Origin of the sequence: Roseibium sp. (assembly GCF_965233565.1) — a bacterium.
In the GTDB taxonomy this organism is placed as follows: domain Bacteria; phylum Pseudomonadota; class Alphaproteobacteria; order Rhizobiales; family Stappiaceae; genus Roseibium.
In genome coordinates this window covers 6,134,880-6,153,022 of sequence record NZ_OZ247494.1, presented here as the reverse complement: position 1 = coordinate 6,153,022, position 18,143 = coordinate 6,134,880, and the positions used below count along the sequence as shown (strand labels likewise).

Sequence of the window (18,143 nt, the reverse complement as noted above, 5' to 3'; positions counted from 1 at the left end):
GGACGAGACCGACCTTGCTGACGCGCCCAAACGCTCTTTTTAGCGAAATCGGAACCAAGGCCATCGACCAGGGCCTGGCCGATCCGCGTTTGTCTGCCTTTTACGACAGCATCCTGTCCGCCGGTTCGGGCGAGATCCAGGAGCGCCTCAAACCCTACCTGCCACATCTGAGTCTGTGTTCGGACCGGATGCCGGACGGCGCGCCGCCACCGATCTTCTATGTCGGCAAGGACAGCGGCCAGCGCACGCTGTTCGGAGAAGACTGGGCCAGCCCGTCCAGTCCCGCCTCTGGGCTGCGCACCCCGGACGAAGACCTGGAGCAGGCCTCTGCCGAGGGTTATCGCAAGGCGCTTGCCGGCACGCCCTATTACGGCTACGCCCGCACGCCCGTGCAGGTGAATGGCGAAATCTACGAAGTGGCGTTTGAACGGCTGATTGTCGCGCTGCGCCCTGTCCCCTACTCCCCCGTGCGGTTCTGCGCCTATTTCGGCGTCATTCAGGATCTGCGCCGGACGTCCTGACAATCAGCTTGGCCAGCCCGTGCAGGTCGCCGCGCGTGGCATAGACCAGCCAGTCATCCGCCCGGATATGGCCCGGCGCAATTTCCCAGTGCGTACCGCGCGGCACGAAGCGGCGGTAACCGACCCGGATGCCGAAGCCCTTCTCCGCGCTTCTGGCGGCCATCAGCCCATAGAGATAGTCCGGTGACCATTTCAAAAGAGACAGGAGGAATCCAAGCTGGGTCAGCGGTTCGGCGAGGCCCTTGCCGCGGATATCGCGCCTGAGCCAGAGGTTACCGTGATAAACAATGCGCCCGCGCATGAAATAGGCGTCATGGGCATGATCTGTGCCGAAGCGCACCTGCGGGTTGGGATCGACGAAGATGCGGCGCTGCTGCTGCTGCCAGTGCTCGGCCAGACTGCGGTCCCGCAGGTCGTCCATCTTGGCCGCCTGGACCGACACGATGTTGCCGTGCTCGTTATAGGCCCCGACCCAGAAGGCTGTTGCGCCATGCAGATCGAAGAAACGCGGAGAGAAATCCTCCATGAGGTACTTGTCTTCGGTTGCGCGCACCGTTTTTTCGAACAGGGAGAAATCCGCACTTTCCTTGAGAGAAAGTCCGCTGTCCTCGACCCTTGTGCGAAGGGCGGCAATCGCCGCCGTCACGTCCAGGGTCGCCTGTTCGTCCGGATCCGGTAGCATCCACCCGCCCCGTCGCCCCGCACCCCATGCGGTCCGTGCCGATCACAACGCCTTGAAACTTGTTCCGGACCAGTCTGTTGCCGCGACGTAGCTTGCACAAGCCCGCATTCCCGGCATCCCCGGAGTTATCCCGGCCTTTGCATGGCAACCACGGCAAAATCGTTCGCATTTCGCCGATTTGGCTGCGCATGTGGTGACCGGTGGAACATAACTCGGAGCGACACGATAAGTGTGTGATGGAGAGTGGTCGGGGCAGCAAGATTTGAACTTGCGCCCCTCTCGTCACACTCCAAGCGCTTCCAACAGAAGTAGCGGCCATTCAACAGAATGCACCTGGGCTGGCCGTTCAACCCACCGGAACAGACTGGAAATATCTTCCCATAAACCTCAACGGAGCTCTCACAGTAATCAGCGCGACAATCCCGTTGCGGACCCCATCGAGCCCTAAGTTTTTGCCCGGTTTGCCTTCGACAAACTGCCGCGCGAACGCGGATTATGCGCGGCAGTTTTTGAATGTTCAATTCGAAAGGACTAGAACAGGAAATCATCCTGACCCAGAGCCGACAGCTGCACCCCTTCCAGCGTGACAACCGAGCTTCCGAACCGCACCAGTGCATCCGAGCCTGAGGCTTCCAGAAGAAGATCAGCAAAGCTGAAGCTGCCACCTTCGATCCGGATCAGGTCTTCCCCGTCTGTGAAGTCGGTGATGGTGTCGTTGCCGTGACCATCGGTGAAGACGAACGTGTCAGACCCAGCACCGCCGCTCAGGTGATCGATCACCGCCGTTCCGGCGATCCGGTCGTTCCCGGAGGTGCCCAAAAGCGCGATCGAGCTGTCCGACTGGAGGGTAATCGCCGACAGGATCGTCCCATCGGCAAACTCAAACCGCTCGATATGCTGGGCCATGTTGGCGATCTGGAGCTCGCCCGCAGGCCGGTTGCCGGAGGCCGACCAGGACAGGGCCAGCGCCTCGCCATTCGCGTTCACGCTGCCGTCTGCATTGCGATGCGTGTAATAGGCGATCGACAGATCCGACAGCGACACGTCGGTAAACCGGATCGTGTCGAACCCGCCACCGGACACTTCCGCATTGTGGTCGATCAGCACGGACCCGACCCCGGACCCGATCACATAGGTGTCGTCACCACTCTGGCCTTCCAGATATTGCCAGTCCTGCAGATCGCTCGGGCCAGCAACCAAAATGTCGTTGCCCGCGCCCCCATAAGCGACATGATCATCCGTCAAACGGCCACCTTCCTGGCCCGGCGACACGCCGCCAAGGACAATCAGATCGTCACCGCTGGTGCCGAAGAACGCCGCCCGGCCGTCGGACCGCTCCACGATCTGGCTCAGCGTCGTCCCATCCGCAAATTCGAACCGCTCAATATGCTCGGCCATGTTGGCAATGTGCAATTGTCCCGCTAACCGACCACCTTCGGCCTCCCAGGCGAGTTTCAGTGCGACCCCATTGGCATTGCCGTGGTCGTGAAAAGAGATAGCCAGATCAGACAGGTTCAGATCCTTGAACCGGATCGTGTCCGTGCCGCCACCGGTTTTCTCTCCGGTTTGGTCGATGATCATCGAACCACCGTTGGAACCGACGAGATAAAGATCGTCTCCGGACTGACCATAAAGCAACTGCCAGTCGGCAAGGTCGCTGGTACCGGTTTCCAGCGTGTCGTTGCCATGACCACCATAGAGACGATAGTCGTCTGTAAACCGGCCTGCCCGGTCACCAGGACTGGAACCGCCGCCGCGGATATAGTCGTCGCCATCGGTACCTGTCAGAAGCAACCGACCAATGCTGTCGAAACCAATTGCGCCGAACGCTGTCCCGTCGGCGAATTCGAACCGCTCGATGTATTGTCCCATGTCCGATAGGAACAGATTTCCCGCATAGCTGTTGTTATTCCAGGAAAGCCAGAGACTCTCGCCGTATCCCGCGTGACTGTAGGTTCCCAGCGTTAAATCCTGAAGCGTTAGATCCTTAAACCGGACCGTGTCAGTTCCACTTTCCGCCCACTCGCCTTGTTGCGTAATCCAGACAGTGCCGTCATCTTGGTCGATGAGATAGGTGTCGTTTCCTTCTTCACCTCGTGCATGCTGCCATCCCCCGGTTCCTTTTCCAGGGTCAATAACATCATTACCACCCCGGCCCAGCAGAATATTGTCTTCACTGGACCCGACGATAAGCTCGCCAGACGACGTGCCATGCAGAACGATCCGATCGTGGCTTCCCTGAGTGATGGCGCTAAGGCTTGTTCCATCAGCAAACTCAAATCGCTCAATATGCTCGCCCATGTCCGATAGGAACAGGTTGCCGCGATGTTCGCCGGTGTTCCAACTCAGTTGCAGGGACTCACCGTAGTTTTGATGGCTGTAAGTCGACACCGTCAGATCAGACAAGGTCAGGTCCATGAACCGGACGGTGTCCGTGCCACTGCCCACCCATTCGCCATGCTGGGTGATCCAGACATTGCCGTCGTCGAGACCGATCAGATAGGTGTCATTGCCGCCTTGACCACGGAGATGCTGCCAGGCTCCTGAGTCCGGACTGGCGCCTCCCGCATCTATTGTGTCATTCCCGTTGCCACCGTAAATGTAGTTGCTGAGGGAAGTACCAATAATCAGGTCGTCCGTGTCAGTTCCATGCAACTGCCAGCGCCCGTAAACATCGTTTCCTAACTGAATTTTGCTCAGGCTTGTGCCGTCCGCAAATTCGAACCGTTCGATATACTGCCCCATGTCCGACAGGAACAGGTTCCCGGAGTGGCTGTTCTTGCTCCAGCCTAGCTGAAGACTCTCGCCATACCCTGAATGACTATAGGTCGACAGGGTCAAATCCTGCAGCGTCAGATCCTTGAATCGAACGGTGTCCGTGCCGCTGCCCGCCCATTCACCGTGTTGGGAGATCCAGACGTGGCCATCGTCGAGGCCGATCAAATAGGTGTCGTTGCCCTCCTGACCGTGCAAATGCTGCCAGGACCCGTGAGTTCCGCCAGCGTCCAGAATGTCGTTTCCGGCACCTGATTTGATGTAATTGCTGCCCTTCGTGCCGACAATCGTATCGTTGGCCGATGTGCCATAGAGAATCACCCGGTTTTGGGAAGAAAATCCAAATTTCGAAACGATGGTTCCATCAGCAAACTCGAACCGCTCAATATGCTGGCCGCCAAAGGCAACCCGCAAAGCGCCTTCGTATCCACCGCTCGAATCGCGCCAGATGAACTGCAATTCGTCGCCATTCTGATAACCGTCGGCATTGTCACGGATCGAAATCTCGAGATCGGCAAGCGTGAGATCGTCAAAGACGATCGTGTCGGTCCCCCAATCGCCTTTTTCCGCGTAGGTGTTGACAAAATTCTGATAATCCTCGCGGGAGACAATGTAGGTGTCGTTGCCTTTGTAGCCGTTGAGATATTGCCACCCCGACGCGCTGGCGCCGCCTTCGAGGATATCGTTGCCGTCGCCCCCATAGACATTGTCGGTGCCCCCGCCACCAATCAGGTGGTCATGGCCTTCCTTGCCGTGGAGGATGTCATTGCCATTGGCACCGACGATGATGTCGGAACTGCCCTGATGGCCCGTATGGGCATCAGGGGCGCGGCCGGTGGAGGTGAATGTGTCGGCGCCATCGCTCAGGCGGTAATAGAGGTTGTAGTCGACGCCCGATCCACCAAAGTTGCGGATCCCGCCAATCCAGACCTGGCTTCCGTCCTCAAAGACGAGCCAGTCAATCGGCCGTGTGGTGGCGTCGTTCCAATTGTGGATGGTGATGGACCCGGTGAGCGGCGCCAGGCCCTGAGCTGACGCGCTGTTGGCCTCAGCCTGACTTTCCGCAAAAAACTCCAACCTGACTTCGTTTCTGCTGACGTGATAAAACCGAAGATCCTCCAGTTCGATCCCGGCCCCGAACCGCAAGACATCACCGCCCGAGGGGCTGCTGCCGTCGTTGATCGTGTCGTGGCCATCGCCGCGGTTATAGACATAGGTGTCGTTGCCCGCGCCGCCGTTGAGCCTGTCATTGCCGGTGCCGCCGACGAGAATGTCGTTGCCGGAGCTGCCATTGAGCGTGTCGTTGCCGGCAAGACCGAACACAGCATCGTGGCTGCCGATGTTCAGGGTCTGGCTGGACGCCGTGCCGACCAGCGCACTGTCCTTGCTGGTGTTCAGATCAAGCCCGCTGATCCCGAGTGACACATGGTGATCGTCTTCCTTGACCACATCGATCAGGAAGACATCATGGTTGTTGGTCTCGCCATGGCCGTTGCCGACGACGATATGTTCCGCGCTTTCAGAGAGTTCCGCCAGGAGCGCGCCCTTGCTGGTGCCCGCTTTTAGAGCGGCCAGGTGGTCGCCCAGCTCTTCCACCGTCGGCTCGCGGCCGAAGGTGTTCTGATAGGCTCTTGCGACAAAACCCGTGTCCGTCAGCGCGCCGTAGCGGGCGCTGTATTCGGCCGAGCCGAGCAGCGCGGTGGCCAGGCTGTCCAGGTTCAGCTGGCCATGTTGGGCATGCTTCACCAGGACCTCGATTTCAGAGCCATCCATGTCCCGGTCGAGGGCGGCATCAAAGAGCCTGGCGGCCTCGGCCAGAAGCCGGGCCTTGGCGGCCGCATCAAAACGCTGGCTGTGGCTGCCGGCCGCAGACGTCATTTCCCAGGTCTCGATGCCCATGGCATCAACCTTGTGGGAGACGGCGACATGCGCTGTGCCCGCCTTGCCATTGTCCCAGTCATAGCTGCCATTGCCGAGCTCGGAGCGGGAGAAGGTCTGGGTGACACCGTCGCGCAGGACCGTGGTGGTGAGACCGTCGGAGGAAGTTGTCGTCACCGACCGTCTCTCAGCACCATTCTCGCCAAAGCCGGTTTCGATCACCACCACCGAGCCATCGGCAGCGGTTTGCGTGACCCGGGATTTGTCGGTGACGCTGTCGCCGTCAAAATCAAAGCGTTCGGTGACCGTGCGGCCATCGGCGCTGACGGTTTCAAGATAGCTGGAGCGCAGATCGCCGCTATCGACATGCCAGTCCCGGCTGGTCGTCACGGACGAACCATCCGCGTGATAGATGGTTTTGGTCTCCATGCGCGTGTCGATGGCACCGTCACCGTCGCTGTCGGTCTCCCGGCTCGAGGTCAAGCCATTGGCCGAGGTGGTTGTCGTCGACTTGAACGCAAGGCCGCCGACAGCTTCCGTTTCTTCAAAGACCCTTATCTCGTTGCCGGCACTGTCATAAGAGATCGAGGTCTCACGTGTGATGTCGGTGCTGCCGTCGCCGTCAATGTCCAGCCGGTAGATGTCGCTGGTACCGTTGGCATTGGCCAGGCGGGTCACCACCGCCTCGGCATCGCCATTTGCTGCAAGATCCGACCAGGTGGTCAGTTCGTTGCCGCTGAGGTCAATGGCCGTGTGTGTACTCAGATCGAGATCCCCATCGCCGTCCCGGTCGATATTGACGGTGCGCTGGCGACCATCGGCGCTGAGGATCGTGGTTTCCGAGCGTTGCAGGTTGGCGCCGTTGCCATAGAACCGGTTGGTCTCGGTGCTGCCCCCGATCGCCCCCAATTCAAGGCTGGTCTGCCGGTCGATGTCGCCATCGCCGTCGAGATCCGTCGCCGTGGTCACCTCCAGACCGTCGCCGCTGGTTGTACGCGTCACACTGCCCTTTTGCCCTCCCGGGCCGAAGGTCGACCAGCGGTCCGTGGTGGTGCCGTCATGGCCAAAGCTGATGGTCTTGGTGGTGACAAAGTCGTTGCCAAGCTGGCCATCCAGATCGAGCGCCGTTGTCACGCTCAAGCCATCATCTGAGCTGGTCACCTCCTCGCGGGCCAGCAAGCGGCCGGAGCCGGCCTGATGGCTCACCGTGCGGGTCGTGGTGCCGTTTGCATCGATCACCGTCTGGTCGCTCAGCGTGCGTTCGGCGGTGCCGTTGCCGTCGAGATCAAAGGAGACGGTCTTCTCCAGCCCGTTGCCGCTTTCCCTGGTGGTGGTGCGGGCGATCAGCTCTCTGGTCTCTGAGTAATAGGACGCGGTGGTCACCGACGAGCCATCGTCGGCAATGGAGGTCGAGACAACCTCGTCGTCAAAGGTGTCGCCATTCGTATCCAGCCGCACCGTCGAGGAACGGCCATCACCATCCACGATCTCAACCCGGCCGGAAAGACGCGACTCGTCCGCCGCCGTCACCGTTTCGATGGTGGTCAGCGTGCCGTCCGGCGCCAGCGAACTGCCCCTGACCAGCGTGCTGTCATAAGTGCCGTCGCCGTCGAGATCGCGCTTGACCGTCGTCGACAGGCCGTCATCGCTGACGGTCTCTTGAGAGCGGCTCTGCAGCGCACCGTTCTGTGCTTTAGAGCTGGTCGTGGTCGTTACGGAGCCATTCGCGTTCAAGACCCGGACGGTTTCCGTGCGGGTCTCATAGGCGCCATTGCCATCGGCATCCTGGGACGCGGTGACCGTCAGGCCATTGGCGCTGGTCACCGTTCGGGTCTGGCTCTGGACAGAGCCATCGGCCCCCTTGTGCTGGACATGATCCGTTGCAAGGCCGCTGTCGGCAATCGATTGCGTGAGGCGGATGTCCGTCTTGCCGTCGCCATTGATGTCGGTCTCGGTAATGTTGGACCGACCATTGTCGGAGATGGTCTGCGTCGTGGAACCGCGCAGCACACCGCCTTCGAGGGTCGCGGTGGTCGTTACCGTGCCGCCATCGGCGTTCAGAACCGTGGTCGCTGTTTCGACCAGGTCAAAAGTGCCATTGCCGTCCCGGTCGGTCTTCTGGACCGTCACCAGGCCGTCATCGCTGGTTTCCGTGCGGCTGCGGGACAGAACCTCGCCCGATTGCGCGCGGGTCTCGAGCGTGCGGGTGGTGCCGCCACCAGCCTCCAGAACTGTCTCGTCGGTGACAACACGCTCATAAGTGCCGTTGCCATCCGCATCGGTCTGTTTCACCGTCTTCAGCCCGTCATCGCTGACAGTGACCGTGGAGGTGCTCTTCAGCGAACCGTCGCCGTTCTCCGTGGTGCTGACCGTCGTCCGGCTGCCATCGGCATTGAGGGTTGTCGTCTGGCGGCTGGTGACATCGGCGATCTGGTCGCCATCAAGATCCGTTGCCGTTGTCGTGGTCAGGCCGTTGGCGCTGAGGGTCTTGCGTGTTTCGCCCAGAACCGTGCCATCGGCCGCCCCCTCGGTGACGGTCTGCGTCACCGCCCCATCGGTGCCCTTCACCCGGATGGACGTGCTGTCGATGGTACCGTCGCCATCCCGGTCGGTCGTGACGGTCTGGGTCCGCCGGTCGGCGCAATCGGTGGTGATGGTGCGCGACAGCAGGGTCGTGCCATTGCCGGCATAGGCGGACGCCGTCTGCGTCGTGCCGCCGTCTGCTTCCAGCGTCAGCGTGTTGACGGTGATTTTTTCAAACAGGCTGTCGCCGTCGACATCTTCGCGCACGGTCTTGCTGAGCCCGTCCGCGCTGGTCTGCGTTTCGACAAGGGTGCGCAGAGAACTGTCCTGGTTCTTCGTGGTCACCGTCCGGCTGGACGAGCCGTCGCCGTTCAGAACCGTGACATCACTGACCCGCAGATCGATGTCGCCATCGCCATCGAGATCGCTCTCCGTCCGGGTGGTCAAACCGTCGGCGGAGGTGGTGCTCGTCACTTTTGCCAGGGCCATTCCATCCGCAGAACGTGTCCAGGAGGTCGCAACTCGCTCAGAAGTGGAACCATCAACCACGACAGAAGACACCAGCTCGTCGGCCTCGAAGCTCCCATTCTGGTTGAGATCGAGCCAGACCTCCTGGCCGACCTTGTCCGCAGCAAGGCTTTCCTTGCGCATGGCCCGGATCGAGCCGTCGCCATTTGTCTCCGTGACGATCCGCTCCCGGCTGCCATCGGCATTCACCGTCGTGGCATCGACGGTGGTCAGATCCACGTCGCCATCCCCGTCCCGGTCGAGCGAGGTGGTCTTGGTCAGCGCGTCGTCCGAAGTCACCGTGACGGAAGAGGATTTCAGCGAACCGTCGCCATTGCGGATCTCCAGCCGCGACGTGCTGCCGCCGGATGGCGTCACGGTGATATCGAGGATCTCGCGCTGGTCGATCAGCCCGTCGCCATCAAGATCCCGGGTGATGACTTTCGAACGATTATCCGCGCCGACCTCTTCGATGGTCTGGCTGCGCAAGGAGCCGTCCTGGTTGCTGACCGTGACCGTTTCCGTGCGGCTGCCGTCGGCGTGTTTGTCGACGATATGTGTCTCGATGGTATCGGCCTTGGTGTCGCCATCGGCGTCCAGACCGTCTATGCGGGTTGATCCATCGGCCGAGACCGTCTCGCTGCGGCTGGTGATCACCGAGCCGTCCTTGGCAAGGTTTTCCACCTGCACCGTCAGGCTGCCGGCCGTAAAGGAGCGGGTTTCCCGCTGGTCGAACCAGCCGCCGCCCATGGAATCCCGGGAGATGATCTCGGTGGATCCCGCGTCGATCACACCGCTTGCCGGGTTCACCAGCTTTCGGGTTTCTGTCTGCGAGGTCAGAACCGCGCTCGCCTCATCGGCGCCGGCAAAGTTCTGTTCGGTTTCGGTTCGGTTGCCGCTGGCATCCACCACCGTCTCGATGGTCTGGATCCGGTCGATCACCCCGTCGCCGTCATCGTCATAGCGGTTGGTGACCGAGAGACCGTCGGCGCTCACTTCGGAGAAGATCTCATAGGCCTTGCTGCCGTCCGTGGCATAGGCCGCTGTCGTCAGGCTGCGCGTGCCGGCGCCATCGACGCTTTCCACCTGCTCCACCCGGTGGCCCTCAGCTTCCGCTGCCAGCAGCATGTCGCCGACCGTGCCGGTCGAGCCATCAGCGCGGGTAAAGGTCGTCTTGCCGGTGATCACCGAGCCATCGCTGAGCTCGATATTGGTGGCATCCGCCGTCAGGTCGATCTCGGTAATGCCGAGTTCAGCCAAAGTTTTCGACACGATCGAGCCATCCGCCAGCGTGACCATCACCTTGAACTTGGCAAAGTCACTGTCGCCGGCGCTTAAGGTGCCGTCGCCGTTTGAATCAAACACCGAGGCCAGGGCTTCCAGATCGCTGGTCGCCGTCGGGTCCCATTCGGTGAAGACAAACTGGCGTTTTTCCGTGATCTCGTTGCGGCCGTCCGGGTCGAAGTAAAGCACCCCGTCCCCCTCGCCCGCCCAGGCCGTGCGATGCAGAAAACCATCCCCACCCGTGTCGAGGAACACCGTGGAGCGATCGAGAGCGGTGACTTCCAGGCCGTCGCCGTCAAGGTCGATCAAGACCGGCTTGGAGCCGGACCCTCCTTCGGCGCCGGATTGATCTTTCTGTTTGTTGTTGTCGTAAAGATTTTCCCGTTCCGCCCGCCGGAACTCACGCGCATCGACCTCACCGTCGCGGTCATAATCGCCGGTGCCAATGCCGCGGTCCTGCGTCGGTTGAGATCGGCTGGTGTCCGCGCGCGCGCCTTCCGTGTCACGGCCCGAAGCTTTGTCCCGGCTGGAAATTGCCTCTGCAATTTTGCGACCCTTTTCGCGACCATGCGCAACAGATGCCTCAAATCGGGAGAATTGATCCGCACTCCAAAAAGCAGATGTCCACCCCTCGCCGCTTCTTGCTTTTAGCTCACTCCAAGCAGCAGCACTGACCTCTCGATTGCTGCCACCCTCAACTGCAGTTCCAAAGGAGACCGCCTCAGCCCGACCTTGTGGCGTAGCATCGTAAGAAACGTTTTGCGCTACCCGATAGGCTGTAACTGCATAGCCGTTGACCGGAACAACTCCTTCCAACTCTGTGAGGGCATAAGCTTCACCTGTGCCATAGTCTTCCTTGTGAAACTCGAATCCTTTTTTGTCGTTCCAAGAATCGTTGTGTACCCGGACACCACCGGCGACATAGGTATGAAAATCTTCAACCTCGAAATTGTAGGTCTTCCAGCCCTTCTTATAGACCGGCTTCACCGCCAGATTGCCGTTTTCCGGATAAACGTAACCTTCCGCCTGCTCGAACATGTCGGCAGTGGCTTCAGAATAGACAATTCGCTCGGCGATGACCTCAGCAACAGAGCCGTCGGCAAGAACAACAGAACCTTTGCCTGCATGGATAAGGCACTCGATTTCTCGGAAACCGCCAATCACAGTCAGGAATTGGTGACTTGGTGTGGTGACGAGTTCTTTTGTTTCCGCTCCTTCAAGCCAAGTAAGTCGCAATAATTCAGTTGTAATATTTTCAAAAGTTCTAACAACGGCTTTAGCTACAAAATCGCCTCTACCGAGATCCAAATGTGGGTCAAACGACCACACCTCATCACCGGGCTCAATTTTAGCAATTTTCTTGTTGCCATTGCGAGTTTGTACTTCCGTCGCACCGACAAAGCACTTTAGCAACCTATGCTTACCATTATGATCGTAATAATAAACACTTCCGTCATTGTGAAATCCTACTGCAAATGTCCTCTCGACCTCCGCACCAAAGAAAAAGCCCGGACCAATTGTTATTGTATTCGGAATAAGATCAAATACGTCTGGGTTTTCCTTTACTTCCCACTTTGCACCCGCAAATTTGACATGAGCGCCCAGCGAAATATCGTCGCCAAAGTGTTCCTCAGGAGATTTTGCAACTCGAAACACCTCCAGAACTGCTTTGACACCGATACTATATTTAATCGAGCTAAGTTTACCGTGAAATTTTCCGCCGTCGAATACTTCGAGCTGTGGTCCTACGCCAACCCCAGGCGTCCCCAAACCAAGGATTTCATCTTCGATGCTACTTGTTGAAATAGAAGCATAAAACCCTCGTTCCACCGGAACAAAAGTTCCAAGTGGACCTGAGTCCCAGTATCCAATCGCAATGGAACCGTTTAGGCCAGATAAAACCCCCATACCCGGCAGATTTCCTACTACCGGAACCCAATCCAATACCGCAGGAATATCAAGAGAAGCAGAAACACCAATTCCTTGGACTATATTAGTCCCATCCGTTTTATTATCACCCACAACCCAAGTTCCTATTTTAATACCAACAAACTACCCGACAGAAAATTCACAAGTAAGTAAAAAACAGCCACCCCCAAGAAAACGAAAATCAAAAACGCAGCAAAAACTGCCAATAACCTTAAGTATCCCGCACTCAATGAAAGAGATTTCAATAATCTCTCCCACCTATTGCGCTTGAAAACATAAGGGAAAATTGCAATCGCCAGCATGCACAAAAAAACGAATGCTACGAAATATTCAAGATTAACTTCCATAACCGTCTATTTCTCGAGATTGAACTAGCATTCCGCTCGAAGCCTCAAAGTAATTCCCCCCAACCGTCACCAACCCGCAGCGCCGGAAGAACCGATCCGCGTCTTCGGCATTGTCGCCGTTGGTGACATGCACCATCAGATGCGCGCAGTTGCGTGTCTTGGCCCAGTGGCGCATCGCCTGGACGAGGCGCAGGGCCACCTTGCCGCCGAGCAGCGTACCGGAAAGCTTCTGGGAAATGTTCAGCGTCTGCACCGTTGCGATCAAAGTGCCCTCGCCCAGAAAATGCTCGCCCGCATGGACCGAGGCAAAACCGAGAAGCCCGTCCTCGGCAAGTGGTTCATCCGCCCCCGGCACAGCATAAATCAGCCCGCACCGCTCCGGCTGGCGGACCGCCTTGTCGTAGATCGCCCTGGCCTTGTCTTCAGAAAACGCAATGTCGCGAAAGATCGTGTGCTGATGGGCTTCGCGGGCCAGATAGACCCCGGCTCGGCAGTCGCTTTCAGAGCCATTCACCAGGCGGATCTTGACGCTGGTCCGCACCAAGTCGGACGCGGCCGTGCCTTCGCCCCGGGACTGAGCGTCCGTCTGACATGCCGAAAGGCCTGTCGCCGCGGACACGCCTGCGGCTGATCCGTTCAGAACAGATCCACCTGCCCCCGCCTCGGTGGCGGCAGCCCTTGCCTCTTCGCTGATGAGACCGCTCGCGCTGCTCATCCTTACCCCTGTTCCAGTGCCGCCCCGGCACCCTACCCCCGGCCTGCCCGACCGGTTTCATTCCAGCAAATCGCCCGGGGCGCCTCGCCCCAAGAGTGGCGCACAAATTAGCAATATCCGGAAATATGACAAGAAGGACTTGTTAACTTTTACAGGTCGGCAAAGCATTCCGCTGCGGACTCAAATTCTTGCCCGGTGAAGAAGTTGCAGACATCTCTGAAAAGACCGTCATACGGCAAAAACGTTGGAGAAAACAGCCCGGTTTCGGTGGCCGATACCCCCAGTCGATCCGCCCGTCCCCGTCTTCTTCATATGGGTTGGTGATGGAACGCCCGCCAGCGCAGACCTCGGAAAAAATTGGGTAGGCCTGGCGGCTACAAAAGCCATCAAAGCGGTAGCCGCCAGGAGCGCGTTGGGCGCGCGCCTGACCCTGGCCGCCACGAAAGCCGTGCTTTCAAGTGTTGTCCCGCACGAGATCCCCTGCTGACCAATGGGCGCCGGCCCGGAAAGGGTCAGTGTTTCGTCTGGCTGGGCCACACAGATCAGACGGGCTCCCGGACCACAGGCTCTTCAGACAGATGCGCCCCGGACCTCGTGCAAGACATTGCCGTCGCGACGGGTCTGATCGTGCGCGAGACCGGCAAACACAGGTCGGACAGACCCTGTTGTCCCCGGCGCAGATTGATGACGAGAAAATCGGGCAGAAGCGCAGGCTCATACCACAAATGATTTGCGCGTCATTCATAGCCGCACGCGTCAATTGACGCTCACGCCACTCTCACAAGATGGCTGTTGAGCATTCAGACAGCAAGCTAGGTCGTTGAGAAAATGGTCGGGGCAGCAAGATTCGAACTTGCGACCCTCTGGTCCCAAACCAGATGCGCTACCAGGCTGCGCTATACCCCGACGGTGTCGCGGGTTTATCCGCGTTCGGATGGCGCGTCAAGAGTGAAGACGAACTGCCCCGGCCGCTGTGGACAGCTGTGCACTTCAGCACCTATTCCGCCTCCATCGACGGGTTCGACACCTTGTCTCCCGGCTTGATGCCGAGCTTTGCAGAAAGGCCTGCGTTTATTTCCAGCACATATTGCGCAGGTCCGCCTGAAGGGATGGTGTCCAGCGAGAAGGGTTTGGTGTCCGCGGCGATGCTGACGATCGTGCCGGTTGCGGAGATGTAGATGATATCCAGCGGCAAGGGCGTGTTTTTCATCCAGAAATAGCGTTGGCCTTCGGTCTCGAACAGGAACAGCATGCCGTGATCCAGCGCCATTTCCTCGCGAAACATCAGGCCCATGGAGCGCTGCTCGTCGGTGGCGGCGATCTCGACCTGAAAACGGTGCACCGTCTCGCCGGATGTTATGGTCAGGTCTTCAACCGGCAGCCCCGTCTGGCTTTCATCGGCGACGGCCGGGGCAAAGTGTGTTGCGCTCAGGGACAGGCTGACGGCCATCAGAAGACACACAAAGAAATGCGAAGCATGAAATCTCTGTCTCAGTGAATGCATAAAACCGCCTGCCATGTTCGTCAGATCCATGCGGTCATATAGGCACATTTTGGCGGAATTCGCATCAGCCCCGATGCCTGCACCTGCCGATCTTCCGGATCGGTCCAAAAGAACGGCCGAAACCGGTGCCAGCCCCTCTTGCCGCCATCCGGAGTTCAGATCAGCAGGGCGGTTTTCACATCGGCATGGTGGCCGCGCAAATGCAGAACGATCTGCCTGAAAATATCGACCGGCTTGTAGGGATACTCGATGATCTCGTCGATGCCGCATTCCAGGATCGCTTCGCGAATGCCGCCATGCATGTTGGGCGCCGCAAGGACAACATATTTGGCAATCTTCTCGCCGGGCTTCTGACCCTTCAGCAGTTCCAGATAGAAATGCACCGGCTTGCTGTAGACCAGAAAAACGATTTCATCCTGTTGCGGTGTGAATCGGCCGCCCTTCAGCGCGTCCTCACGCACCGTGCGCATGTCACAGCCGAGATCCAGCAAGGCATTGTTGATCGGGGCGACCAGCTGAAGATTGTTGGTCACCATGGCGACCTTGACCACTCCCCTGCTCGCCTTTAGCTGCTGCACCTCGTTTTCCGCTTCCTGCAGGCGCGCCCGGTTCATGTCCTCGATGCGCTTGACCTCGCGCAGCCGGCTTTCCACCGTTGCCAGCAGCAGGTCATAATCAATCGGTTTGGTCAGGTAGTCGTCGACCCCCATGCGTTTGCCGGCAATGATATCCTCACGGGTGGCCTTGGCGGTCAGAAAGATGATCGGAACCGTGTCCAGATCCCGGAACTCACGGCGGACATGCTGCAGCAGGCCCGGCCCGTCCAGCTCCGGCATCATCATGTCGCACAGGATCAGGTCCGGCCTGCTGAGCTGAAGGCGTTTGATCGCTTCTATTCCGTTGGCGGCCGTGTCCACCCTGTAGCCCGCTTCCTGCAGTTCTTCGGTGAGGTCTTCCAGCAGCAGAGGCTCGTCTTCCACGCATAGTATCCTGGGGTCTCGTTCCATTGTTCCACTCTTTCTTTTACGCAACAGACCGGGCTCGTTCCGGCGCAGCGCCCACCACCTCGGGCAGGCGAATGGCAATCCGGCTGCCTTCGCCGACTTCGCTTTCAATATGAATTTCCCCGCTGTGCTGCTCGATCACGCTGGCGGCCATGTTGAGACCGATGCCGGTTCCAGGGATGCCGCTGGAGGTCGAGGCGCGGAAATACTTGTCGCAGACCCTGTCGATTTCCTCCTCGGGAATGCCGACGCCCTGGTCCGAGACCGCAATTTCAATGACACCGCCAGCCATGCTGCCTGTGATCGACACACTGCCGGCGTTTGGGGAATATTTGACCGCGTTGGACAGGAGATTTTCGATGCAGAGTTCAGCCAGCTTTTCGTCGTAGTTGTAGTGATCCGGCAGCTCTGCCAGGTCGACATGAATTTCGTGACTGTCGCAGGCTTCGGCAAAGTTGAGGCAGATCCGCTCGACGACACTGCGGAAGGGCTGGCGCCGCCGGTTCAGTTCCATGCCCTTTGTCTGGGTCTGCGAGAAATCGAGAAACCGGTTGATCAGATATTGCATTCTTGAAACGGATTCGCGGATCGTCCCAAGACGGTCCTTTATCTTGTCGGCCGCCATCGTTTCCCCGCGCCGCAGAATTCTCTGGGCATTGCTGTCGATGATCGCCAGCGGCGTGCGAAATTCATGCGAGGCCATGGAGACGAATTCGCGCTGCATTTCCGTCAGCTGCTTTTCCTGTTGCAGAAGTTTGACCAGTTCGTCCGTGTGCTGGCGGAGGTTGCTCTGCTGCTTCTTGTATTCGGTGATCTCGGTAAAGACGGAGATGATGCCGCCATCGGTCGACCGGGAGTGGGAGATCCGGTACCATTTGCCCATCGGAAAGCGTCGTTCCAGCCAGGGAACATCAGGATCCATGAGGTCTTCGAGACTTTTTTCCGGATCTGTTGGAAAGAGGCAGCTCATCAGGTTTGCGATCGTCGCCCCTGTGCTGACATAGCCACCGATATTGGCGTGAATGGATTTCATCTTGTCATTGGCAAGCACGACACGGCCTCTCTCATCCGAGATGACCAGGCCGTCGCGAATGCCATTGATGGCATTGAGCAGAAGATCCCTGTTTTCCAGAAGTTGCTGGGTCTTGTGATCCAGTCTCCTGGAAAGCTCCTGCCGGGCGATCAGGAGATCCCGCTCCTGCTGCCGTTCCCGCGTGACATCGCTGTAGAGCGTGACAAATCCGCCTTCGCTGACAGGTGTCCCCTGAACCCTGATCACTGTCCCGTTGGGCCGGACCCGTTCAAAATCATGCGGTTCGAACAGGCGTGCCTTTTCGAGCCGCTCCTGAACCTGCCTGTCGGGATCACCGGGGCCATAGTCCCCACGCTCGGCATTGAAGCGAAACAATTGCTCCAGGTTCGGACCGGCGGCAAGGACTTCATAGGGAATGTCCAGGAGGGCCTGAGCCGCTTCGTTGACCAGCACAAGATCGAGGTTCCTGTCGACAACCGTGATGCCCTGGTGAACTGTTTCCATCAGACAGTTCAACAGGCCGGCCTGGTCGCAACCTGTTTTCACAAAATTCGTCACGGCAAATGTCGCCCTTGGGCTCCTTCTCCGTGTTCAATTTCAAATCGGATGTGTAAAATAAGACATAATTTGTACGCAGAAACCGCGCTCCTCCTGCAGATTGTGATCCCTGGCGGGGAAAGCCACCCGTTCCCGCATGTAAAAGAAAAGGCCGGAACAAGTCCGGCCTGAAGGGATGCGCAACTTGAAACTTACTGGTGTCAGTGGGACGCCGGAATATGCGTGCCGGCGCCGACAGGACGGATCTCGGCCGCCATGCGGCCTTTCGGGCCTTCACCGAAGCGGACCAGAACATCCTGACCGGGCCGAAGCTCGGTAATGCCGAAGCGGCGCAGGGTCTCCATGTGAATGAAGATGTCCTCCGTGCCCTCGCCCTGGGTCAGAAAGCCGAAGCCCTTGACCCGGTTGAACCACTTGACGGTTGCCTTTTCAAAGCCGCTTTCGGCAACGACCTGGACATGGGTCCGGGATGGAGGCAATTGCGACGGGTGGGTCGCGGTGGTCTCGTCCATCGACAATATGCGAAAGGCTTGCAGGCCACGTGGCCGGTCCAGCACTTCGCATACAACACGCGCGCCTTCATAGGCGGTCTGAAACCCGTCCCGCCGGAGGCAGGTGACGTGAAGCAGAATGTCGCCTTCTCCGCTGTCCGGCACAATGAAGCCGTAGCCCTTGCCGACATCGAACCACTTAATGGTGCCGGCAATCTCGAATACGTCGACGGCAACATCTTCAGCCATCGTATCGAGTGCGCGGGCATCTCTTGCGGTTTTAACCCCCATAGGCCCTTGTCCCGTCTTTAGGTCCGCATCAAGAGCTGAAGACAAGGTTCGACTCGTCAGTCAGCTGATTCCTAACAAAAGGATAACATTGTGCTTATCGC

Annotated in this window: 8 protein-coding genes and 1 tRNA gene; 1 reads left to right on the top strand and 8 read right to left on the bottom strand. The window is 58.8% G+C overall.

Annotation, left to right across the window (positions count from 1 at the left end):
- The first annotated feature begins 14 nt into the window (after positions 1-14).
- The gene (locus ACO6TG_RS27950; protein WP_422376205.1) at positions 15-521 is read left to right on the top strand and encodes a hypothetical protein; all 507 of its coding nucleotides are present in this window, start codon (positions 15-17) and stop codon (positions 519-521) included.
- On the opposite strand, the gene ACO6TG_RS27945 is transcribed toward ACO6TG_RS27950, so the two are convergent.
- The 8 genes from ACO6TG_RS27945 to ACO6TG_RS27910 form a co-directional block, all read right to left on the bottom strand.
- Positions 493-1,203, bottom strand: a complete 711-nt coding sequence (locus tag ACO6TG_RS27945) for a hypothetical protein (protein ID WP_422376204.1) — start codon at positions 1,201-1,203, stop codon at positions 493-495. The genes ACO6TG_RS27950 and ACO6TG_RS27945 overlap by 29 nt on opposite strands.
- Positions 1,204-1,734: 531 nt before the next feature.
- Positions 1,735-11,208: a DUF4214 domain-containing protein gene (locus ACO6TG_RS27940; RefSeq protein ID WP_422376203.1), complete on the bottom strand. Its 9,474-nt coding sequence runs from the start codon at positions 11,206-11,208 to the stop codon at positions 1,735-1,737.
- A gap of 1,227 nt (positions 11,209-12,435) precedes the next feature.
- Positions 12,436-13,161 (bottom strand): hypothetical protein, encoded by a 726-nt coding sequence (locus tag ACO6TG_RS27935; protein WP_422376202.1) that lies wholly within the window; start codon positions 13,159-13,161, stop codon positions 12,436-12,438.
- 829 nt (positions 13,162-13,990) lie between these two features.
- Positions 13,991-14,067, bottom strand: a tRNA-Pro gene (locus ACO6TG_RS27930).
- A 91-nt stretch (positions 14,068-14,158) separates the two neighbouring features.
- Entirely contained in the window at positions 14,159-14,665 is a 507-nt protein-coding gene (locus ACO6TG_RS27925) for a DUF192 domain-containing protein (protein ID WP_422376201.1), read from the bottom strand.
- A 155-nt stretch (positions 14,666-14,820) separates the two neighbouring features.
- Entirely contained in the window at positions 14,821-15,645 is an 825-nt protein-coding gene (locus tag ACO6TG_RS27920; RefSeq protein ID WP_422376200.1) for a response regulator transcription factor, read from the bottom strand.
- A 43-nt stretch (positions 15,646-15,688) separates the two neighbouring features.
- Complete coding sequence (locus ACO6TG_RS27915; protein WP_422376199.1) at positions 15,689-17,206, bottom strand: PAS-domain containing protein; 1,518 nt, start codon at positions 17,204-17,206, stop codon at positions 15,689-15,691.
- A gap of 254 nt (positions 17,207-17,460) precedes the next feature.
- Positions 17,461-18,042: a cold-shock protein gene (locus ACO6TG_RS27910; RefSeq protein WP_094070551.1), complete on the bottom strand. Its 582-nt coding sequence runs from the start codon at positions 18,040-18,042 to the stop codon at positions 17,461-17,463.
- Positions 18,043-18,143: the final 101 nt, after the last annotated feature.